Genomic DNA, 19,550 nt, shown 5'->3' with positions numbered 1-19,550 from the left:
GAGGCAGCAAGGTGAGTTGGCCAAGGGAGTATCGTGTCTCGAACGATAAACTGCCCGCGATCCGCATTCCCAACGTGCATCGATTCGATGACCACATTCGATTTTCGCGACGCAGGGCCTTGGGTTAAATTTCGCCTTGCTGGGCGGAGGAAGTCACTCTCATCGCCGACGCGAGCGAATCGCGGTTTGACTGGAGAAAAATCATGAAGCACACCGTGGCACTATTGCTTTCCAGCGTTCTTGCTGTCGGCGCGATCACAACGGCGGTATTCGCGCAACAACCAAAGCTTCCTCCACCGGACGACTGGCATGCGACTGGGCGCTATCTTCCGGAATACACGAGTGATGGTGCTCTCGTGCTACCGAAAAACTTCCATGAATGGGTTTATGTCGGCTCGCCCCTGACGCCAAACATATTGAACAATGGGAAAGCAAACTTCCCAGAGTTCCATAACGTATACATCGAGCCGGGTTCCTATGAAATCTATAAGAAGACGGGCGTCTTCCCCGAAGGAACCATCTTCGTAAAGGAGCTACAACTTATGCTGCCCGCCGATCGTGCGGACGGCTCGAGGCAAGAGCCCTCTGGGCGCGGGTTCTTTCCGGGGCCCTTTAACGGCGCCGATGTAACCGTCAAAGACACCAAACGGTACCCCGAGACAAATGGCTGGGGTTACTACAACTTCAACCACTTCGAGCCGAAGGCCGCCACCGCCAAGGTCAGGCCACTGGAGGAATGCGCGTATTGTCATATCGCTAGTGCTAAACGCGATGACGTATGGACGCAGTTCTACGCGTTACTCGACCAGGTGCCGGTGCCGCCCGCCGAAAACAAGACTATAAAAAAGTAGGAGCCTGCGATGAAGATTCTCAAGCCAACGATGGCGGCTTTGTCGGCGTCCATAATCGCAACGGGCATTGGATGCCTGGTCTCGCTGCCGGCGGGCAGTCAGGCCGGCTCTGCGCAGGCTCAGGCCGGCTCTGCGCAGGCTCAGGCCGGCTCTGCGCAGGCCCAGCTCGTCGATGCGGCCGGCAACATGCACATACCGGACAATTACCGCATCAACTATGAATACCTGGGAAGTTGGTCTGTGGCAGGCGATGAGAAGGGTGCGAAAGAGATGCACACCGTCTACGCCTCACCGGGAGCTGCGGAGGCTTATCGCGCCACGGGTCAGTTCCCTGATGGATCGGTCTTAGTAAAAGAGGTCCAGAGCACAGCGACTGCAGTAATGACCACGGGCACGGTCAGTCATGTAGATCGTCTCAAGGGTTGGTTCATGATGGTGAAGGACAGCAAGAACAGCCACCCTGACAACAAGCTGTGGGGTAACGGCTGGGGCTGGTCCTGGTTTGATGCTGACAATAAGGTCAAGACCACCTCGAAGGATTTTCGTGCTGATTGTCTGGGCTGCCACATTCCAGCCAAGGCGACGGATTGGATCTATGTCTCCGGTTATCCCGGACTGAAGAAGTAGGTGCGCCAAAAAATGGTCGTCCGGCCAAGGCCGGCTATGAAAGCCAGTGATCGGAGCGATTATGAAATTCAGCAAACCTCTTGGTAAATGCGTTTACGGACCGATGATGGTTCTTCTTGTGTCTTTTCTCGCAAGTGAGGGGAGTTCGGCGGCGGATGAATCGACCGAAAGGAGAATCACGAAGCTGTTTCTCACCTCGGGCCAAGTCGATCTTGCAAGAGAAGTGGTAAGATTGCCGCTTCATCGCGGTCGCCTTTCCTCCGGAGAGACAGTCTGGTTCGTTCTCACCGACGTAAGCGATTTCGCCACTTCCAAGAAAATGGGCCTCACATGGGCGCCGAGCCTCAGTCAAGCAAAAGATCTCGCGAGCACGCGGGTTGCGGAAATGGATGCGTCCAATAACTTCACCTTCAAATCGGGGAGGGTTGATTTCTCACCAGTTCAAACGTTGACGGCCGGAGAGACGCCAAACTTCTTCCCGCCTAGGTTGGCGCGGGCCGGGTCTGTTGGGGATGCGCACTACAGTCCGCTGGTCCGGGGGGCAAACCGTAATGACATTGTTTTTAACGCCCCCATGATCGCCTTCAACGTCGGACCAGAGAAAATCTCGTTCTGCGGCGGCAATCCCGATTACTCGCTTGTGACCGACTCGGTGGCAAACATCTGCCCTGACAAGGGCACCGTCGACTTGAAGCTGCGCTTCGGATTTGCGGACGGCAAGCATCTGCGGTACCTCAGCTTCGACGCCAACTCCGAGGAATCCGCAGCGCTCGAGGCATCTACCTTTGCGCCCGCCGAAAGCGACATCCTGCAAAGCGGCGCGACGGAGATTATCTACACAATCGTAAATGGTAGGACCGGACCGAAGGATCCTGAGCGCCAAGGGCTTAACAGCGCGCTCAGTGGCGAAGGCCCTGCACTCGATATCCTTGCGAATTTCAAGGAGATCAGTGCCGGATATTCACCGATGTGGGATGTTCAGCTGGCCGAGTGGACCAAAGAGGCTGTTGAGAGCAATCAACGGAAGCTGATTACTGACGGTAACGACATTGCAGCAAAGAGCGAAGCTGGCTTGTTGGTAAGCCCTGTCGGAGGTCCGGTTAAAACGATCGGACATCTGGTGAACTGCCCAGTCGTGGGTTTCACGAACGAGTGATTCCTCGACGAACGAGACGTCAAATTAGTGCGACGCGGTAGCTTCGTGAGTTGTTGGTCGTCCCTACAAGCCCAGCAATCCGTTCGCAGCTGCAATCAAGCGCATTCCGCCAGCGTCGTGCGCGGTTTTTTTGATGCAGTGCTATGTCTCAGGCGCCCCTGTGGGGGCGGGCTGAAACGAGTCAATCATTTTCCGTGCGAGAGCGGGCAGATCGGGGCCTACCCGGATCGGTTGCGCTAGGCCTTCGATGGGCGGGATGGCCTGGCCCGGCCGCGTGGGAAGGCCGCTCGCCATGCCCGCGCTCCGCGCCGATCGGTCCCAAACATATGTCGCCGCCAGACAGCAGTCTTGCGGGGGCACGTCGAACTCCTGGGCAACCAATGTGAAGGACGACCCGTGCCGGCTTGTAGGCGCGTGCCTCGGTACTGAACTGCCGCTCGAAATACTTGTCGAGGTTGGCGTTCTCGAGCGGCATCTTCCCGCCGGGGGCTGGAGGCGCATTTGTCACGGTCACCATACGAAAACCCGCGTCCTCAGCATCTTTAGCCCCTTCGCCACGTCCACGTTGGCATCGTCATCATATCTTCTTCAGTGCATCGAGATCCGCATCCTTGATTGCAAGTCGCGGATCGCACCAACCGTGCGGAATCGTCCCTCGCCAAGGTCCCAAGTCGCGCGTCACTAAACCTTCGTATCGTATCCGAGCCCCTTTAGATGCCTCACGTTTACCTACGTTCAATTGAGCCGCTGATCGCGATCATCTTAGATAGGTCATCCGGTAGCAACCCTCAGCTCCCCCGACTCGCTACCGCTGCCCTCCTTGGGCGTTTCCTCCCTAGACTTGGGCCGCTTGTGGCAACGCAGGCGGCCTTTCTTTTTGTGCCGTCACGTCCGTAGCAATTCCGCGCCAGATCGCACGCCGCGCTCGCACAGCAAGAGCGAGCAAAGCCGAAAGATTTGACCAAGCCGCCGGGCCGTCAAAACAATCACGCAGTCATTGCTCATCCAGCAGCGGCTCGTTGGGTGCGTCGGCCGCCTGGCTGCGCGCCTCACTGATCTCGCGCCTGATCTGCGTCACCACCGCATCGATGTTGCGCCTTCCCAACATGTCGCGACTGCAACGCGCGCTCAGATGCATCAGCACGGTGCCAGCGACCTCGTCGATCAGTGCATCGACATTGGTCCGGCGCACCAGTTCGCGCTTCTTCTCCAGCAGGAGCAACTGCCGCATCTCAGTCTTGACCTTGACATGATCAGCGTCGGCTCGCGTGCGCGACAATTGCAGCCGCTCGGGTCGTAAGTATCGAGGGTGCGTAACGCGGCTCTGGTCGAGCGGGACGCTCGCACTCCGCCACTGGATCACGCCTTCAGCTTCGAGCTTGCCAATGTACACGCGGCTGCAATCGAGGTGCAGTGCCAGTGCCGACGTGCGCTGACGGTCGCGAGTTTTCTGACACGGTCGCGAGCTCTCAGTTCGTGTTCGCTCCTGTTGCGTCGCGGTAGGATACTCCGGTTGCAGCGTGAGCGTGAAGGCGATCTCTAACGTAGCTCCAAAGCCATGAACTTCCGCGTTCGGCAGCATAGCGGACCGCGCCCGGACTTTGCCGCTGGCCAATTCGGTCGCGAACGGCCCGCTGCGCAAGTGGTTGGCTTTAGGGGCGCGCTCGCTATACCTTCGTAGCATTTCCCGGCCCCTTTGGATGGCCCGCACATTACCTACGATCAATTGAGCGGCTGACCGCGATCGTCCTAGGCTGCACGCGTAGGAAAAGCCACAGGTCCATGCAGTGCGACGGTAGAAAACGACGATCGACGAACAGCGACGATAGAGGAGACTACGATGCCCCACTGCTCCGATAATCTTAGATCTGGAAGTGCTGCGCGATGCGCCGTTTGTGATGGCAAGTTTGGTCTCGTCCGGCACTACTCGTGGCGAACCCCGCTTTGTTCCAAGAAGTGCGTCGATCGCTTCAGAACTCGCAGGGAAAGCGACCGCAATTGGGTGAGCTGGCTTCAAACCGCCTTCGACCATTCGCCCGAAAACCGCGCGAGGGCTTTATGACAGTCCAGATCTCACCACGAGGCAAGAAATATTTAGAGACAGCACAGACTTTGCGCCGCGCCGCCAAAACCATGACCGACTCAGCGATCGCGGCTCGGCTTAAGGCCCTTGCCGACGACTACCAGCGGCGAGCTGAGACAGTTTCGCATGTTGATGCGGATGAATGAATTTCCTGACTGCGCACAGAAAATCCGGGATTGGATGTGAGATGAACAATCGGATCTGGCATGCAGCGTTAGTTGTATTCACTGTCATGCCGATTTCTACAATCGGTCACGCCCCCACGATTATCAGCGCCCTGAGTTGAACAGTTGGTATGAGAGTTTGCACAGCGGCTAGCGGCCCTGCAGCGACGGCAGCGAGCGAGGAGCATTGATGACGCCGACTGGCAAACCAAGGATGGTCACTATCGCGTACGCATTGATGGCGGTGGGTTGATGTTCCAAACGACGCTGTCGTGGATGGACCGAACCGCGTTGGTCGCACGATGGTCTGGCCCTACTTTCTGAACGGCGCGTTCGTTGGCGTCAGGTGCTTCATGCGGGGGAGCATGGGCTGATCGCGAGCGCAGGGCGATCAGCAGCTCCCACTGCGGTAGCATTGCACGGTTCGGCTGCCAACCCGAACGAGGCGATATGCTCGGCGATATGGTCATAGTGATATTCGTACTGGCGATGTGCATTGCCGCGGCGTGCGTGGTCCTGGCTATGTTGCTCTAACGATGAACAGCCCCGACTAACGCGCGGGCCGCCCGGGCCGGTTAGTTTCACTTTCCGAGCGCCTTGAAAATATCGACGAAGCCGAGCGCCCGTTGCGAAGCTGTTACAAAAACGATTTGACCGGCAGCCCGCACTTGGCGGTCGCCCGCACCAACGCGCCTCCACGATCCACTACTGTGTTCGAGGCGTCGGCGTCATCCTCCTGGACGGCGAAACCCTCACACGTCTGACGCTGCACACGCTGGTGATCGTGCTGCCTGGCCGAGCAATGACAATCGCCCCGACGGAGGACCCGACCGCTCCGCGGAACGCCGGCAAAGCACGCCTGTGCCCACGACGATCGCGTCGTACTCGGCAAGGTCGTCGATGCGCAGAACTGGATCGGTCTGATCGAGCTTGTAGTTGGCTGCCTTGGCGGCCCGAAGATAGAAGCTCAGGCACGCGCTATACGTCGGCGGACGCCCTGCCTCCCGCGCCCCCGCGGCGATTTCGTGTGCGGGCTTTTCGACATGTCATAAGAGGAGTAGTAGAGCACTAGTACCTTAGCCATGGAGCCTTCCATCATGTCGGGTGCGGGCCGCACACGGCACCGAAACGAGTGGAGAACCTCCAGCGAGGGCGGACGGTTGTGGGTGCGTGTTTTGATAGCCTTAGATTTCGCCGGGGGTATTGTATCAATAGCTGCGGGGAATACCGTGCTGTCGCGGCGATGCCGGAGCCGTCCTAAGCGGTACGGAGCTCCCTGAGAAGGAAGTCCACAAATGCCCGTGCGGCAGGCTTTATGGGCTCAATGAAGGCGATGGACCCAGCCGAGCTTGTCGCGCTGCTCTCGCAGAAACAGGCCGACAAGGTCGCGCAAGGCAAGACGGTCGATGAGATCATCGCTGAGCGGGTCGCATGGATGAAGGCGCCGGTCCTCAAGGCCGATGGCGAGATGCGGCCCCGCATCGAAACATGGAGCAACGTCGAGAGCGATCTGCGGCGGTTTATCAGCCCGCGCCTCGGCAAGATGGCCGCGAGCACGGTCACCAAGCGCGATATCGCCACACTCTCGGATGATATCGTATCCCGGCAGCAAGGCGTTGGTCGCCAATGCCCGCCACATGCGCCGCGCGGCCTCGGGCCTGTTCAATTGGGCCGCTGAGGCGGGCCGCGAATATGTGACCGCGAGCCCTTGCGCCAACCTGCCGCCGCTCGACAAGGAGCATCCGCGCTCTCGGACGCCGCTATCGCGAAGTGCCTCGATCATGCCGTGACCAAGGATGACGGCGAGAAGATCAGCCGGGTCACCGGCATCTATAACCAGTCGAAGCGCATGCAACAGAAGCGCGCGGTGCTTGATGGCATCGCGGCCGAGCTGCGGCGCATCAAGCGAGCCTGCAATGAAGGCCGTTGATTACGACGAGCTGCGGCTCGCGGCTTGATCAGCGGAAATGGGCGGTGACCCGCCCATTTAGCAGCGCCCGGTCAGTACATCGCTGGCCGGGCTTTTTCTTTTGAAACACGCCGAAACGCGCCATTTGCCCGCTGGTGCGTTAGCGCGGCAGGGAGACAGCTCTCCCGTCACGTTTTTCCGTCAAGGACTTCGGTTAGCACGGACCTGTTTGGTTGTATCTCGCCATCTAACCATTCTTGCTCCTTGGCTAACGCCAGCCAAGCCTCTTCCATGCGTTTAAAGCGCTTATATGCCGCTTTATCTTTCGCCCGCTCCGCCATCTCGGCGCAGTTCTGCGCGTTATCCCTAAATACATCGGACTGCTTCGGTTTCATTATCGCACCTATCAACAGACGAAAAAATTGCCCCCGCGCTAGGGGCCATTTTCCGTTAGTCGTCCCAATAATGGTGACGCCTGATGATTACGTCACGGTCGTCATAGCGACGATACCATCCGCGATGCCAACCACGGTCATGCCCCGGGGTCCGTAATAATCACGGTCGCGATAGTAGTCTCGGTCGCTGCCGATCCGAACACTAAATCCCTGAGCGCTTGCGACTGTAGGGGCCGCAACAGCGATGGTTGCTAACGCGGCGAGAACATAAGAAAGCTTTCTCATGGTTCGTCTCCTCTCGTTAGTTACAATTGATAAGAAACGAACGGCTGGCCGTGGAGTTTCGGGAACTGTGTCGGAACTTTTTTGAATGGATGTTCAGCAACATTGCGCAACCAGCCGCCAACTGCGGCCTTACTCGTTTGCAGGACGTCCCGATAATTCAGCGGAGCGCGCCCATTCTTCGGCGCGGCCAGCCAGTCGGTCATACTCTTCTGCGATCCGCAGCATCCGCTGCTTTTCCTCCCAGTTCCAAAACTAGTCGATCTTGGCCCGAGTCGCTTCCGCGCGATCCCGCCAATGCTTTGGATTGTGCAGGTAGCATGTCCCGTCCCTTTGAGCGCATGGTACGCTCGCAGATAGATGCGAAATCGACTGATCTGGATCAATTTTGAAACACGATGAAACGCGCTGCTTGGCCGCTGGTGCGTTCGAGGCCTCGGCCGGTGTCCGGTGGCGGCCGGTCCGGAATAACGCACAGGCGAGCCGCGCTTCCCCAGCCGGGGCTCGCGCCGGCCGACGCGCTGCGGCCCCCTCAGGATTTCGACCGGCGGAGATGGTTGAGGCGGCCGCGGCCGCGGCCATCGATTTCGTTCTGCCACCCGATGATATCGCTCTCGAACCAGACGCGCCGGTTCGGAGAGATGTTGGTCAATCTCGGAAACCGGCCTGCCTTTTGCATTCGGAAAAGCGTGGTCCTCGACACTGGGACGATCGCCAACACTTGTTTTTCGCTGAGCATGCGTCGAGGTTTATCCGCGCCGCCACCCGAGTCGGCCCCTGCTGCGCCGTCGTCCGTTTCGGCCTCAACTCCTTTTGCTGCGGATCATCGTGAACCCCTAATCATGCGTCTCGACGTCTGCCGCCGCTGACTAAAAATTTGGAATGCCGGGCAACTGGCCGAAACACCTTGGAACAACACGGCTCTTAACCTGAAGGACCTTGGGTTGGCTAATGCACGTTTGGTCCCATCTTGGGCGCGGAAAGCGGCGCGCCGCAACTCGGCACAGGAGTGGCATTCCCGAGGTTCAAGTGATTGTCGCAGCCGACCAGCGCGCAAAATTTTTCAAGTTTCAGCTTGTGAAATTCGATCGCGCCGTCCGAATATGGCTGGCCGTGTCAGCAACCTCAGCTTCCTCGGTCGGGGCCGAATGAACAACCTCCTGAAAGCTCACAGCCAGGGAAGTCCTGCAGCTGCGGCACGGTCCCGGTCGGCTTGTTTTAGTCGAACAATCGCGAGCTGTTGGCTGCACACACCAAAGTCGCTGGTGTCAGCGCGTATTCCGAACTTTTCACAGAATGCGAGATTTTCAGCTGCAATCTCGCGATCGAGTTGGATTTTCGCATTGGCCCGTGTCGCGGGAGCGGAGACGAAAGTGGCGTACGCACCGAACGACAGCAACACCACAATGAACAATGAAAGCAGGAGCCGCGAACCTACACTACTGTCGGTGGCATTAGCATTGACATCGGTCATCGCAGAGTTCCTTTCAAATGGCTTTCAGGATGAAATATTCGCAGTACGATTTCCCACGCCAGGAACCCAGCCCCATGCGCCAGCGCTCAAGGCGCAGGAACAACTCCGATGGATAATCGGCGGGTTTCTTACGCGGGCTTGATCCATATCCCGTGCATAGGCCAGGCCGATGCCGTATCCGCCGCCGTGAGCCTCCACGATAGCTCGCGCCCCGTCATAGGTCTCATGCCGGGTCCAGTCGCGCTGGAGCTCCAGAAGGACCTGGATCCACGACGTCGGCTTCGCCCCGCCGCTTCCATCCGTCGCATCGCCAGATCGTGACTGACTGGAGTGAGCCCGCCGCAAGCGTCGCCGACGACGTGTACCTCATACCCCGCCGCGCGAGCGGAGAGCACCGGAAAAGTCACGCACGCTTCCGTCAACAGCCCCGAAAAGATCAGCTTCCGCCGTCCAGTCGCGACGATCGCGCCGCGCGCAGCGTCGTCCTCCCACACGTTCATGTTGCGGCGGTCGATCGCGACCACTTCGGGAATCGCGGCCTGAATCGCGGGCATCAGGGGACCGCTGTAGACCTTGGTGGCGGACGTGGATGCCACGATCGGCATGCGGAAAACGGTGGCAGTGCGCGCTAGAGCGATCACGTTGTTCAGAAGCATTTGGCGATCGATCGATCCCACGCCGAAAGCAAGTCCGGCTTGCTGATCGACCAGCACCAAGGCGCAATACTTCGGCTCGATCAGGATGTCGGGCGTTGCCCTCGCAGTGCCAGGTCCTTGTGTCATGATTTCGTTAGACATCGGGGATTTATCACCGCGGCTTCGCTTTTGCTGCCGACAGCACAGCCTTGAAGGCGATTTCGATGAGCTGTTCAGGAAAGGCCAGTCTCGTCACACCGATCAGGTTGCTGGCGCACTGAGGGCGCGCCGTGCCGTAGGCTTCCTTGCGCACCTTGCCCGCGGCGGCGAATGCGGCGACGACATCGAGGACATAGAGCGTCTCCTCGACCACGTTGTCCAGCGTTGCCCCGAAGCTCGCCAACAGCTTGACGGCATTGGCGTAGGTCGCCCGCAACTGCTGTTCCATCATCGAGAACTCGGCCGGCTTGCCGGATTCGTCGAGAGAAGCAGGCGCGATCAGCTTCCCCTTCTCGTCGTGGCTGAGCTGGCCGGAGACATAGATGGTGTCACCAACCTTGATCGCCTGTGCGTATCCGTAGGCATCTTCCCACGGCACACCGAAATAGGCGGCCTCTTTGCCATTTGCGGCGGCTGCGTTTACTTCGTTGCTTTTCATATTGAGCCTCCTGGCCTCTCAATCCGGCATCGCGTCTCGGTGCCGGCACTGAAAGTTTTGGTACGACGATGCTTTAGAGAATGACCTTGCAACGCCGGCGAGGGAAATCACCTCTCGACATAGAGTCGATAGACGATCGTTATTGCCGCCGCGCCGCGTGAGGCCCTAGCGAGGAATGCCACCAGCCGCATCTGCAGGCACTCCCGTTGCCACCCTTGGACCAATCGAAGTTGCGCGTGCCAACGCGCCGCCGTCCTTGACCATGACGCCGCTCCTACGGCGGATTTGTCGCCGACCGGATGTTGGACCGAGGTGAGAGAGAGAAAGACATCGCCATTTTTCAGATGCGGCAGGATGGCTGCAGAAAAATTTCGGAACTAATGAATTGTGTTGCATGGGTAACGATCAAGCTGTTCTGCACACTCAGGTCTGGTGCGCACCGCCACCACCCAAGCGCACTGCTGGTCGGAGTAATTATCGCCGCCCGCGTGGATCATAATCGCGCGCCCCCTAATCTCGGCCACATTGAGGTGCGGCACTACCTCCGTGGCCTTGCCGCTTGCATCGACGGTTAGCACGGGGACGTCGACCTTGTGGCCCTCGCCACCTATTTGGGCGTCGGACAAAACAAGCGTGCCAATCTCCTTGCCGACGCTGTTTGCATCGATTGCGTTCACCCGATCCGCCGCGACCACGCTGGTTGGCCCACTCCCGATCTTTGTCGAGATAAAATGCTCCTGTTACTTGGCCTTGATCGAGGAAGCGGCGGAGGATGACGCTGCGGCTTACATGATAACGTCTTGCCAGCGCGGCAAACTCTTCATCACTTGCTTGCCGTGGATTGAGATTCAGTTCTCGTACCGCAACGGCAAAATCACGTGCCGGTACTAGGATTTCAGCGGCGACTGAATTGCAAACCGTTCGATGGCGCGGTCTTACGGCGGAAGTTCATGTATTGCAGCATTGTCAAACCGGCTGATCCCGCTGCGATTAAAGAGCAGGTGAGCAAGTTCGTGCACGAGGCTAAATGTTTGCCGCGTTTTTGTGGTGCTGTTGTTGATCAGGATGATAGGAAACTCTTCATGCCTAAGGCAGAAGCCCGAAATCGTTCCTTGCTTAAAGCTATCCTTGAATACGAACACGCCGCGCGCCTCGATAGCCCGCCGCCACAGCTTCAATGCATCGTCGTCACTGCTCGCTTCGGGTACTCGATCAAGGGAAACGCCCAACAATTCGCGCACGCGGTGCGCCTGAGTGGAAATGGAAGCGCTGCGTAGACAGGGAAATCTCTCGCCAAGCGGACGTTCTGTCGGATTGCGCCGTTGATAAAGTTCGTCAAGAGCCGTCTGAAATGCATGGCCTTTGCGGATCAGTAAAACCGTATGGCGCTGCAGCGAAGACAGATCGGCGTCCGGCAGCGACCGAAATTCGGTGCGAGGCTTTGGCTCATCAGGCGGCGCTGGCAGAAAGAAAATCGCAAGGGGCCGTTTGTAAATTTCGTAGGCCAGGCGCTCCAGTTTAGCGTATGTCGGCCCGCCTTCACCGTTCTCCCATGCCTCGATTCTCTTCCGGGCGTTTCTTGAGCTTCTCGGCGACGTCACCTGTCGTCATGTTCGTGCTATCGCGTGCCCATTTAAGCAATTCAGGCTGGACGCCACTGATTGGTTCTGCTCGGGCCGCCATCGAATTGATTTATCCGTTTCTGGGTCCACTATTATCGGGTGAGGAATAGTAAGCAACGCTTCACTTAATTCGATACAACTAAATGCCTACCGAGCCGTTTACCGCTTGGTTGGAGGTAATGATGTAAGGATTGCACATCACTTATCGTTCGCGCGGCCACCAATGCGAGGGTGGATCGCTAGCCGAAATCTTGGTCGTCCGCAGCGCAATGAGATGGCTGCGCTTGTATGGATAGCCGCGCACCTGAGAGCAATCCTTGCACCGCATGTACCGCTCCAGCTCGTGAACCGGCGTTGTCTTCGGTCGCCGCACGATGTCGAGGACAACGGTCTGATGGGTGTTGCAGCCCAAGCAACGAACTTGGAGATAGAGATAACCGGCGTTCAGCGCGTCACCCAGCGCGGGGGACGGCTGCGCCGGTCCCTGGAAGCCGAGCATGCGCTTGTTCCATGCCTCGCAGGCGAGCCGGTCGGCTTGCTTGCGTGCTTCGGCCGCCCGCTCTGCCGGTGCCCGGATCGACGCGCCGTAGATGGTCTCGCGTGATTTGGTGCCCACGCTAGAGAAGATGCACCGGGCGGATCGGCTGGGGCAAGCCGCTAGGGATTGCGGTGGTGCCGGACACAACGGAGAGGAAACCGGCTGCGGGCGCTCAAGCAACGGAGCAAGTAGCCCCGCCGATCACCGTCCGTCGTCCTGCCACGGCATCGTCGGCAGCGACGGCACCCGGCGCTGCATGACTCGCGGTCGCTCGACCATCATGGGCTTCGGCGGCGGTGGTGGCTTCACCGGCTTTGACTCCGGCGTCTTCTTGAAGGTTCGATGCGGCTTCACCTCGGCCGCCAACTCCAACAGCCGCTTGGCCTCGACCTCGTCAATGCCGCGCCAGCGGTTCGATAACCGGAACACGTTGCTGCCGCGCGGACCCGGCTCCATCTCGATCAGGCCGAGGCGGTCGAGCAGCTTCAGCGATGGCGACACCACCGTATGCGTGATGCGGTGATCCAGTATGAAGGAGAGGTAGGACACGCTCGCGCTGTCGCTGCCGCCGATCGCCTGCTCAATCGCAGCGAGCACCCCGCGCGCACTCTGTGGCAGCGCCAAATAGGTCGGGCTATCTGATCGATCTGTCATCGTCACCTCTCTCGATCCTTGGCTACAGGCCAATCCACACCGCCAGCGCGACCATGACGACGACCGCCGCCACGAAGATCGCAGTCTCGATCCGCGACATTCGCCACATCGCGCACCGCCATAAACCTTCGTGTCGGTCGCGTGCTCCCTTCAGATGCCCATTGCTTCCTACGCGCACCTGGCTGGCGCGTGCAATCGATCATCTGGCGCGGTCCCGAGCGCCCGCGCGGACGCACGGTCACGAACGCCACGCGCCGTGGTCCTCGACCCTACGGGAACGTTATGCCGAAAGCAGCCGGATCGGGCTTCTCGCCTTTCCGGGGCACCAACAAACGCTCCAGCCCACCTGGCACATAGGTGGCCAGCAGGGTCGCTTGAACGCCGACCACTTCGATCGTATGCGGCACACCACGGGGAAGAGCCGCGTAGGAGCCTGCCCCCACCTCAACGCGGGAATTGCCGACCCGCGCGATTAGCTGCCCCTCAACCACGTAGACTAGCTCGTCCTCACGCGAGTGAGTGTGCATCGGAGGCTCCTCCCCAGCTCGCACCGTCCACAGGACAGCGCCATATTCGCCTCCGGACTGGCTGCTCTCCACTTTAATCTCGATGCTCGAGCCTCCGCTCGTCGTCACCTTCTCGCCACCGTGGGGCGGCGTTAGAACCGGCTTCTGGACTGACATTTGTAGCCTCCTGATTGTGCGCCGGATGAGCCCGGTACCGCGTAAGCATGAAATTCCGCGCGGCAAATTGGAAATGACACCACGCGATGAAGTCAATAACCGCGCGTTATGATGGCCGTTCGCCTTCCGCATCGGACTCGCCACTCGCGGCCCCTTGTGGGGTCCGGCCGAATGTCCGGTTTGCGCAAAAACCGGAACCGCTCACGGTCGGACGGAAGTCGGACTTTCGACATGTCGGACGACGGCATTGGGCCACATCGCGCACCGCCTTTGTGTGCGAAATGGTACAATAATTTAGCGCGATATGATGGATTGAAAATATACTTGGAGCGCACGGTCGCGCGGACCCCGCACTTTTCTGTCAGCCCAAAGGACCCGAGAAACCGATGGGGTGCACACAAAAAGAAAGGCCGCCTGCGTTGCCAGAGGCGGCCCCCGCCTCAGGGAGTACCGCCCAAGGCGAGCAGCGATAGCGAGGTGTGGGGTGGGGGGTCGCTACCGCATACGCTATCTAAGATGATCGCGATCAGCCGCGCTACTTCGTCCATGCTCAGCACCACCGGCAGCTTGCGCGGCTCGTGAATGACATGGGTATGCTCGACGATCTCGCGACGCTTGAGCGTGACCGTAAAGAAGAACCGCAGCGTCGACACGGTCTGATTGATGGTCGGCACGCCAACGCCGCTCGCGGCCAGATGGAGCTGGCAGCGGCGCACGTCCTCGAAGCTCGCCGTATCCCGGCGATCGCCCAAGGAACGCCGCGAAGTTATAGACCCTTTGCACGCAGTCATGTTGGGTCTTCGGCGACCTTGCGGATCGTCATGTCTTCGATCATGCGCCGGCGCAGCGGGGTCACTGTCTCGTCGGTCATGGGGATGCTCCTGTTTTGAGTGAAGGTTGCGACCCCCTCATCTCAAGACAGGACGCCCCGTTGCGCTATCCCATGGCCTCAGTCGCCCGCCGCAGCGCCCTACCGCGCGAGCTGTTTAGTCCTTTGACCCGTCGCGGAAGTGGTCGGCTTTAGGGGCGAGCGCCATAAACCTTCGTATAGTTCCGAGACCGCCTTTGGATGCCCGACGTTTACCTACGTTGAATCGAGCCGCTGATCGCGATCGTCTTAGTCTGTAGCGATTGGAAAAGCGCACAGGCTCATGACGCGCGACGGTGAAAAAGAGGACGATCGAGGAAAATCGTCTGCTCGCCATGGTGCTCGACGATTTACTGAGTCTCTCGCGCAAAGGAGGTTGAAAATGGCAACCAGCGTGACAGATAGTGGCTTAGCAACAAGCACAATGATTTTGGATGGCGACTTCGACAGAATCGACTTTCGCGGAGAAGTCGTCGACGGGCACCTCGTCGCAAAGGGAATTCTCGCAGACCAAGAGGCGATGGATTCTATCCCAGTAGGGATATACGTTCTCGAGAAGGATGCCACCGTCGTCAAGTGCAACAAAGCTGCAATCGCGGGTTGGGGACGCACGCCGTCTCTGGGAACCTCGGAAAAGTACTGCGGGTCACACCTTCTTCGTTACCCCTCAGGAGAAGTGATGCCGCACGAACTTGCACCACCTTCCGTAGTGATCAACAACGGCGGCACCGTTCGGAACGCCGATGTGATTTGCGAGCAGCCCAACGGTAATCGTCTTCTGGCACTCGTTAATGTCTTTCCAATTCGTGACAACGAGGACGAGGTGATCGGAGCCGTCAACATTTTCCGTCACAATACCAGCAAGACTGTTCCTGGCTTACTCTCCGAGTCTGCAAGTAGTTCTAACTCCAAGATCGGTGAGGGGGAGCAGTGAGGCTACCCCTTCGCTGCTTCGGGCTGGACTAGCATATTGATAGGTCGCCTCTCGGAGTGCGGGCTACAGAAACCCAATGTTTGGGATGTCCGCCGCAAGCAGCTGCGGCTCTCATGGGAAGAGCTCTCCAATCTGCCGCAGAGCGAACTATTTTTGGACATGCACTGCGTCAATGGCTGGAGCCGGTTCGACAACCATTGGGAACGATTGCTCGCCACAGAATTGATGAAGCGAGTGGTGCCGAACAGACTGGATGGATCCAACCACTGGCCTCCGCCATCGCGCCGGCCGCTCTCGGGTTGAGAAGGTCCTGCGACACTCAACCGCCCGCCTGGCCAGGCCGAGCTGGAACAGGAAGTTTAGCATATAAGGAGGCGCACGATAGCAGCTCTTGGCCCTTCGCGACACATTGCACCGCCGCGCGATTTCGGTCGCTAACGAAGCATAGTGGAAGTTGACGGGCGGCCGACTATTGCGGAGGACGACGCTCTTGACCCTGAGCAGAAGTCGCGAACCTCGCCAATCGGCGTGTGTATTTCAGCCGCTTGTGCCTGAGCCTAAACAGAACTCAGGAAGGCCGTTACCTCGGTGAAATAGTATCTCAGTTGCACGATATGGGTTCTACAGGCGCCCAGCGGCAAAGGCACTCGCCATTAATTTGCGCAAACCAAATCTGTGGAAAGGAGTGATGGAGGACAGGTAGTGCCACCCGAAGCGACTGTGAAACATGCACAGCGTAGACACGGCGACGCTTGGGCCGCTGCCATCGCGAACCTTCATGATCGACAGCCGGAAATCCATATGCTTGTTGTCCCGTCCCGAATCAATTCGTCCGACCCCAGAAAGAAAATCGGCCAAGCGCCAGTCTTCTGTCCCACGATATAACGATCCTTCTTTTGGATGTTCAGAATTTCGGAGGTAGTCGGCGTCTCAACCCCGGCGAAGCCTCCAACGTTGTTCCGCGCGATCAGTAACAGGTTCATCCAGACCGGCGGTGGGCAAAGATCGCAAAGAAGATTTCAATGACGCCCGCTTCGGGGCGGCACAGTGGTGCGCGGTATGCATCACTAAATCCGCGCGTTCGATCAGAGCCTTGCCTAGGGCGCTCTCGGAAGGCACCTCGCACTCGACGACACTCATTCCTGGTGTCGGAGTAACATGATGTTGCACCGCGGACGTTCGCAGGCGAACTATGCCCCTGCCTGCGTGGAAGAGCTGGAAAGACCAAACCCGGTAACCAGGCAAAAATCGAACGCAACGCGTACCTTCCTTCCCCTGCCGAGCGGCGTTGGGCGGGCGAGCGGATGAGGCGCCCGCAATGACCGCGACAATTCTATTCTCGTAATTTACGAGCCGCCTGCGCCGCCGGTCTATTGAGGCTCGCAGCCAGCCAAGCATCAACTCTTGGATAGGACGTGAGGTCCAACTCTAGACGGGCGAGAACGCACAGCACGCACGCAACCATAAAATCGGCCATGTTCCATCTGTCACCGCCGAAAAACCGAGTTTCGACGAGTTGATCCTCAAGTATCGCGAGTTTTGCGCGCAGGGTTTCTTCAGCCTGAACGGCCAAGGTCTCGTCCCGCTGCTCCGGCGGAAAGAAGATCCGATTTCTGAACAGCGTCATCAGCGGCGGTTCGACCTCTGTGGTCGCAAAGAATGTCCACTGAAGCATCCGTCCGCGACCTTGCGGCTTCGACGGATATAGTGAGTTCTTGTAGGTCTCGGCGAGATAAAGGTTAATCGCTGCGGTCTCCCACATGACAAAGCCGCCGTCATCAATAGCGGGCACAAGTCCGTTCGGGTTCAGCGCGAGATACCAGGGTTCTTTGCATCGGGCGTTTGGCACGCTGAACGTTACAGGAATGAGTTCGTAGGGAATGCCGATCTCGTTTGCGAGCCAGATGACGCAAAACGCACGGGAGTGAGGCGCTCCATAAATCTTGAGCATGCGATTTTCCCTTCGGGATAGGACCGATCCGCAAACTGAAAGGATACTTTGCGCCATCCGGGGCGACAACCGCCATGCAGTCGCGCACCATCACAGGCGGTGTGTATCGGATCCATCAGCCTGATCGGTCTGCGAAGCATTTCACGAGCTTGGCCCGCATCGAGGTAATCCACCGCTGGTACAACTTTGCTGCGCTGCAAGAGCCTGGAAGTGGCCGATGCTGTCGAAAAGTCGAGAATTGAGGGGCTCCGAAAATCTCGCAAGGATCAGGTTTTGGTTGCCGCGGTCGCCGCAAGCCTCTGCAGGGCATGTACGAAGGTCAGTGATCGTTTTGCTGCAATTCGATGGTCCCTCACATTGTTCCGCTTGGGTCCGCGGAGTACTGTGAGGAGTGCTCATGCCCTCACGGAGTCAGATACGATGCGGCGTCTTGGCGATCATCGTGTCGCTGTCTGCAAGCAGAGCACCGCGGAGTGTGTTAGCGAGCGGCCTGATTACCGAACACGCCCGCGCCGAGCTACGAAAAGCCGCCACCGCACCGCGCGCCGGGCGGGGTTTACAGGCCGGCTTGGCAAAAAGTTTCCGTTCGTCACTCAGCCGGGCGCCGACGGACTAGGGCTATCCAGGATGACCTGCAGACTACCATCGCGCCGCTTGCGTATTGTGTTGCGAAGACGCTCTTGGTCGATGAAAGGGTGAGCAGCTGCGTCCGCGCGGACTTGTCCTTCAAGATCCTGGATCGTGCGGGTCACGTTATCCTTCGACCCGTGCTCCGCCGCCGCAAAAGGCGATGTCAGAAATGTCTCGCCATGAGCTCGTTGTGTCCATCGAGCGCAACCAAGCCGCGATCGACAAGGCGGTAGACAGAGCTCGCAGGCTAAGACGACATTTCGCCTGAGTGGCTCGCCCGAGTCTTTGCTGAGGAACCGCGGAAAAAGATGGTCGCGGACGCGGATTGCGATCGTCGACGTATGCTGGAGCGACCGACCGGCGCGACTACACGTTGCGCATGATCGACAAGCTGCAAAAACGCTCGGCAAGCGGCACTACCTACAGCCGTTCAGAGCGGTGCGCGGTCGTCGGGACGGCTTTACGCGCTTCGGCCGCCGCAGGCTCGCCTGTTGCGCATTGGGCGTCCGGGCATGCGCAGGGCTGCCAGTAGCATGGTAGGCGCCACGGCTGTCCTGAACGATTAGGGCGGCGATGGCCGCGGCGGTGAAGAGCTCTGCCGCTCGCTTCACCGCCGGTGCCGCGTGTCCCGGCCGGTGGGTAGTTCGCTGGTTCCCTCTGGGCGTGGGGAGAGCAGTGCGGACCGGCCGAGCGGACTCCTGACGCGGCGCCGCGGGCATCGCCCTCGGAGGCGGCTCCTGCGCCCCTGGGCAGCGCAGCGAGGGCAACCTTGATGGCGGGAGAAGTCGGGAGCGCCGCCGGCCGATGGGGCGTAGCCCAACACGGCCGGTCCAGCCGCTACGATCATGAATGTCCGCATGTGCCCCCGAAATGAAAGAACGCACCTCCTCAACTTGCGCGCGAATTCAAGAGAGAAGCCGCGAGGAGCGTTCAGCTTCAGGCGAATGCGTTCAACGTCCAGTGGAGCGATACACGACCTCGGCCCGAAGTCGACATCCAGTCAGCCCATCGAGTCGCGTGACTAGTTCGCCCTCGTTTGGGCCGCGGCCCGATCGAACACGCGGGCGAGCAAAGCGCGGCATTTGCGTTACCGACGGCACTCGATCAAGGGTCTTTTTCAACGCCGACGCTTCCAACCCGCCGAGAACGTCTGGACCACATCATTGTCCTAGGCTGGGCGCATCTGCGCGGAATTCTCCGAGCGCACGCCGGTTATCGCTATCGCTGCCCCTTTGGGCGTTTCCTCCCTGGACTTGGGCCGCTTGTGGCAACGCAGGCGGCCTTTCTTTTTGTGTGCACCCCTTGGGATTCGACCGACGGCTAGGTCGCGTGGACAGTTATGTTAGCCAGAGCAGAGTTGCGGCGATAGCGACGACAGCGAAGTAATTTCGTGCGGTTTTTTCGTAGCGCGTAGCAACGCGCCTGAAACGCTTCAG

The 19,550-nt window shown here is 59.1% G+C and carries 23 protein-coding genes and 1 pseudogene; 7 read left to right on the top strand and 17 right to left on the bottom strand.

What is annotated here, in order from left to right; all coding sequences use genetic code 11:
- The first annotated feature begins 203 nt into the window (after positions 1-203).
- The 3 genes from AC5ZGW_RS26545 to AC5ZGW_RS26535 all read left to right on the top strand — a co-directional run bounded on the left by AC5ZGW_RS26545 (position 204) and on the right by AC5ZGW_RS26535 (position 2,634).
- A complete protein-coding gene (locus AC5ZGW_RS26545; RefSeq protein WP_130224871.1) occupies positions 204-851 on the top strand; it encodes a cytochrome P460 family protein in 648 nt (215 codons plus the stop codon).
- A 9-nt stretch (positions 852-860) separates the two neighbouring features.
- Positions 861-1,478: a cytochrome P460 family protein gene (locus tag AC5ZGW_RS26540; RefSeq protein ID WP_130224873.1), complete on the top strand. Its 618-nt coding sequence runs from the start codon at positions 861-863 to the stop codon at positions 1,476-1,478.
- Between the two features lie 61 nt (positions 1,479-1,539).
- Positions 1,540-2,634 (top strand): DUF7482 domain-containing protein, encoded by a 1,095-nt coding sequence (locus tag AC5ZGW_RS26535; protein ID WP_130224875.1) that lies wholly within the window; start codon positions 1,540-1,542, stop codon positions 2,632-2,634.
- 994 nt (positions 2,635-3,628) lie between these two features.
- Here AC5ZGW_RS26535 and AC5ZGW_RS26530 read toward each other — a convergent pair.
- Positions 3,629-4,216 carry a hypothetical protein gene (locus AC5ZGW_RS26530; RefSeq protein ID WP_496113986.1) on the bottom strand — a complete coding sequence of 196 codons (588 nt, stop codon included), beginning with the start codon at positions 4,214-4,216 and terminating at the stop codon, positions 3,629-3,631.
- A 476-nt stretch (positions 4,217-4,692) separates the two neighbouring features.
- On the opposite strand from AC5ZGW_RS26530, the gene AC5ZGW_RS26525 reads away from it, so the two are divergent.
- The 3 genes from AC5ZGW_RS26525 (at position 4,693) to AC5ZGW_RS26515 (ending at position 6,811) form a co-directional block, all read left to right on the top strand.
- A complete protein-coding gene (locus AC5ZGW_RS26525) occupies positions 4,693-4,863 on the top strand; it encodes a hypothetical protein (protein WP_165435116.1) in 171 nt (56 codons plus the stop codon).
- Positions 4,864-6,205: 1,342 nt separating this feature from the next.
- Positions 6,206-6,559, top strand: coding sequence for a hypothetical protein (locus AC5ZGW_RS26520; protein ID WP_474418946.1), 354 nt, complete (start codon positions 6,206-6,208; stop codon positions 6,557-6,559).
- A 108-nt stretch (positions 6,560-6,667) separates the two neighbouring features.
- Entirely contained in the window at positions 6,668-6,811 is a 144-nt protein-coding gene (locus AC5ZGW_RS26515) for a hypothetical protein (RefSeq protein ID WP_165435117.1), read from the top strand.
- A gap of 167 nt (positions 6,812-6,978) precedes the next feature.
- Here the strand turns inward: AC5ZGW_RS26515 and AC5ZGW_RS26510 are convergent, their stop codons facing one another.
- The 13 genes from AC5ZGW_RS26510 to AC5ZGW_RS26450 all read right to left on the bottom strand — a co-directional run bounded on the left by AC5ZGW_RS26510 (position 6,979) and on the right by AC5ZGW_RS26450 (position 14,483).
- On the bottom strand, positions 6,979-7,185 hold the full coding sequence (locus AC5ZGW_RS26510; RefSeq protein WP_035691046.1) for a hypothetical protein: 207 nt from the start codon (positions 7,183-7,185) through the stop codon (positions 6,979-6,981).
- A gap of 87 nt (positions 7,186-7,272) precedes the next feature.
- Positions 7,273-7,470 carry a hypothetical protein gene (locus tag AC5ZGW_RS26505; RefSeq protein WP_245474611.1) on the bottom strand — a complete coding sequence of 66 codons (198 nt, stop codon included), beginning with the start codon at positions 7,468-7,470 and terminating at the stop codon, positions 7,273-7,275.
- 20 nt (positions 7,471-7,490) lie between these two features.
- Positions 7,491-7,673: a hypothetical protein gene (locus tag AC5ZGW_RS26500; protein WP_130224883.1), complete on the bottom strand. Its 183-nt coding sequence runs from the start codon at positions 7,671-7,673 to the stop codon at positions 7,491-7,493.
- Positions 7,674-7,999: 326 nt separating this feature from the next.
- Positions 8,000-8,206 carry a helix-turn-helix transcriptional regulator gene (locus AC5ZGW_RS26495; protein WP_130224885.1) on the bottom strand — a complete coding sequence of 69 codons (207 nt, stop codon included), beginning with the start codon at positions 8,204-8,206 and terminating at the stop codon, positions 8,000-8,002.
- A gap of 429 nt (positions 8,207-8,635) precedes the next feature.
- A complete protein-coding gene (locus tag AC5ZGW_RS26490; protein ID WP_130224887.1) occupies positions 8,636-8,941 on the bottom strand; it encodes a hypothetical protein in 306 nt (101 codons plus the stop codon).
- A 128-nt stretch (positions 8,942-9,069) separates the two neighbouring features.
- Positions 9,070-9,738, bottom strand: a complete 669-nt coding sequence (locus AC5ZGW_RS26485) for an isochorismatase family protein (RefSeq protein ID WP_496113985.1) — start codon at positions 9,736-9,738, stop codon at positions 9,070-9,072.
- A gap of 10 nt (positions 9,739-9,748) precedes the next feature.
- Positions 9,749-10,234 (bottom strand): Rid family hydrolase, encoded by a 486-nt coding sequence (locus AC5ZGW_RS26480; protein WP_130224889.1) that lies wholly within the window; start codon positions 10,232-10,234, stop codon positions 9,749-9,751.
- A gap of 377 nt (positions 10,235-10,611) precedes the next feature.
- Positions 10,612-10,911 carry a hypothetical protein gene (locus tag AC5ZGW_RS26475; protein ID WP_130224891.1) on the bottom strand — a complete coding sequence of 100 codons (300 nt, stop codon included), beginning with the start codon at positions 10,909-10,911 and terminating at the stop codon, positions 10,612-10,614.
- Positions 10,912-11,169: 258 nt separating this feature from the next.
- Positions 11,170-11,835: an ImmA/IrrE family metallo-endopeptidase gene (locus AC5ZGW_RS26470; protein ID WP_130224893.1), complete on the bottom strand. Its 666-nt coding sequence runs from the start codon at positions 11,833-11,835 to the stop codon at positions 11,170-11,172.
- A 223-nt stretch (positions 11,836-12,058) separates the two neighbouring features.
- Positions 12,059-12,472, bottom strand: coding sequence for a hypothetical protein (locus AC5ZGW_RS26465; RefSeq protein WP_130224895.1), 414 nt, complete (start codon positions 12,470-12,472; stop codon positions 12,059-12,061).
- A 123-nt stretch (positions 12,473-12,595) separates the two neighbouring features.
- The gene (locus AC5ZGW_RS26460; protein ID WP_130224897.1) at positions 12,596-13,048 is read right to left on the bottom strand and encodes a hypothetical protein; all 453 of its coding nucleotides are present in this window, start codon (positions 13,046-13,048) and stop codon (positions 12,596-12,598) included.
- A 269-nt stretch (positions 13,049-13,317) separates the two neighbouring features.
- Positions 13,318-13,731 (bottom strand): cupin domain-containing protein, encoded by a 414-nt coding sequence (locus AC5ZGW_RS26455; RefSeq protein WP_130224899.1) that lies wholly within the window; start codon positions 13,729-13,731, stop codon positions 13,318-13,320.
- A gap of 440 nt (positions 13,732-14,171) precedes the next feature.
- A complete protein-coding gene (locus AC5ZGW_RS26450) occupies positions 14,172-14,483 on the bottom strand; it encodes a site-specific integrase (RefSeq protein ID WP_245474613.1) in 312 nt (103 codons plus the stop codon).
- Positions 14,484-14,981: 498 nt separating this feature from the next.
- Here AC5ZGW_RS26450 and AC5ZGW_RS26445 point away from each other — a divergent pair, with 498 nt between their 5' ends.
- Positions 14,982-15,533 (top strand): PAS domain-containing protein, encoded by a 552-nt coding sequence (locus AC5ZGW_RS26445; protein WP_130224901.1) that lies wholly within the window; start codon positions 14,982-14,984, stop codon positions 15,531-15,533.
- Positions 15,534-16,154: 621 nt separating this feature from the next.
- Here the strand turns inward: AC5ZGW_RS26445 and AC5ZGW_RS26440 are convergent.
- From AC5ZGW_RS26440 to AC5ZGW_RS26430, 3 genes and pseudogenes are all read right to left on the bottom strand, one after another.
- Complete coding sequence (locus AC5ZGW_RS26440) at positions 16,155-16,391, bottom strand: DUF2867 domain-containing protein (protein WP_130224903.1); 237 nt, start codon at positions 16,389-16,391, stop codon at positions 16,155-16,157.
- A 475-nt stretch (positions 16,392-16,866) separates the two neighbouring features.
- The gene (locus AC5ZGW_RS26435; RefSeq protein WP_165435118.1) at positions 16,867-17,484 is read right to left on the bottom strand and encodes a glutathione S-transferase family protein; all 618 of its coding nucleotides are present in this window, start codon (positions 17,482-17,484) and stop codon (positions 16,867-16,869) included.
- Positions 17,485-19,451: 1,967 nt separating this feature from the next.
- Positions 19,452-19,550: pseudogene (locus tag AC5ZGW_RS26430) on the bottom strand (IS5/IS1182 family transposase); the annotation flags it as partial.

This window comes from Bradyrhizobium sp. Crot121 (genome assembly GCF_059512385.1).
This window is presented reverse-complemented; position numbering and strand designations above follow the sequence as displayed.

What these genes read in the sequence shown, in the direction of transcription:
- AC5ZGW_RS26520 (WP_474418946.1), top strand. Translation starts at nt 6,206, where the DNA reads ATGAAGGCGATGGACCCAGCCGAGCTTGTCGCGCTGCTCTCGCAGAAA.
- AC5ZGW_RS26510 (WP_035691046.1), bottom strand. Translation starts at nt 7,185, where the DNA reads ATGAAACCGAAGCAGTCCGATGTATTTAGGGATAACGCGCAGAACTGC.
- AC5ZGW_RS26505 (WP_245474611.1), bottom strand. Translation starts at nt 7,470, where the DNA reads ATGAGAAAGCTTTCTTATGTTCTCGCCGCGTTAGCAACCATCGCTGTT.
- AC5ZGW_RS26460 (WP_130224897.1), bottom strand. Translation starts at nt 13,048, where the DNA reads ATGACAGATCGATCAGATAGCCCGACCTATTTGGCGCTGCCACAGAGT.
- AC5ZGW_RS26480 (WP_130224889.1), bottom strand. Translation starts at nt 10,234, where the DNA reads ATGAAAAGCAACGAAGTAAACGCAGCCGCCGCAAATGGCAAAGAGGCC.
- AC5ZGW_RS26485 (WP_496113985.1), bottom strand. Translation starts at nt 9,738, where the DNA reads ATGTCTAACGAAATCATGACACAAGGACCTGGCACTGCGAGGGCAACG.
- AC5ZGW_RS26545 (WP_130224871.1), top strand. Translation starts at nt 204, where the DNA reads ATGAAGCACACCGTGGCACTATTGCTTTCCAGCGTTCTTGCTGTCGGC.
- AC5ZGW_RS26445 (WP_130224901.1), top strand. Translation starts at nt 14,982, where the DNA reads ATGGCAACCAGCGTGACAGATAGTGGCTTAGCAACAAGCACAATGATT.
- AC5ZGW_RS26435 (WP_165435118.1), bottom strand. Translation starts at nt 17,484, where the DNA reads ATGCTCAAGATTTATGGAGCGCCTCACTCCCGTGCGTTTTGCGTCATC.
- AC5ZGW_RS26490 (WP_130224887.1), bottom strand. Translation starts at nt 8,941, where the DNA reads ATGACCGATGTCAATGCTAATGCCACCGACAGTAGTGTAGGTTCGCGG.
- AC5ZGW_RS26525 (WP_165435116.1), top strand. Translation starts at nt 4,693, where the DNA reads ATGACAGTCCAGATCTCACCACGAGGCAAGAAATATTTAGAGACAGCA.
- AC5ZGW_RS26500 (WP_130224883.1), bottom strand. Translation starts at nt 7,673, where the DNA reads ATGACCGACTGGCTGGCCGCGCCGAAGAATGGGCGCGCTCCGCTGAAT.
- AC5ZGW_RS26495 (WP_130224885.1), bottom strand. Translation starts at nt 8,206, where the DNA reads ATGCTCAGCGAAAAACAAGTGTTGGCGATCGTCCCAGTGTCGAGGACC.
- AC5ZGW_RS26530 (WP_496113986.1), bottom strand. Translation starts at nt 4,216, where the DNA reads ATGCTGCCGAACGCGGAAGTTCATGGCTTTGGAGCTACGTTAGAGATC.
- AC5ZGW_RS26535 (WP_130224875.1), top strand. Translation starts at nt 1,540, where the DNA reads ATGAAATTCAGCAAACCTCTTGGTAAATGCGTTTACGGACCGATGATG.
- AC5ZGW_RS26455 (WP_130224899.1), bottom strand. Translation starts at nt 13,731, where the DNA reads ATGTCAGTCCAGAAGCCGGTTCTAACGCCGCCCCACGGTGGCGAGAAG.
- AC5ZGW_RS26540 (WP_130224873.1), top strand. Translation starts at nt 861, where the DNA reads ATGAAGATTCTCAAGCCAACGATGGCGGCTTTGTCGGCGTCCATAATC.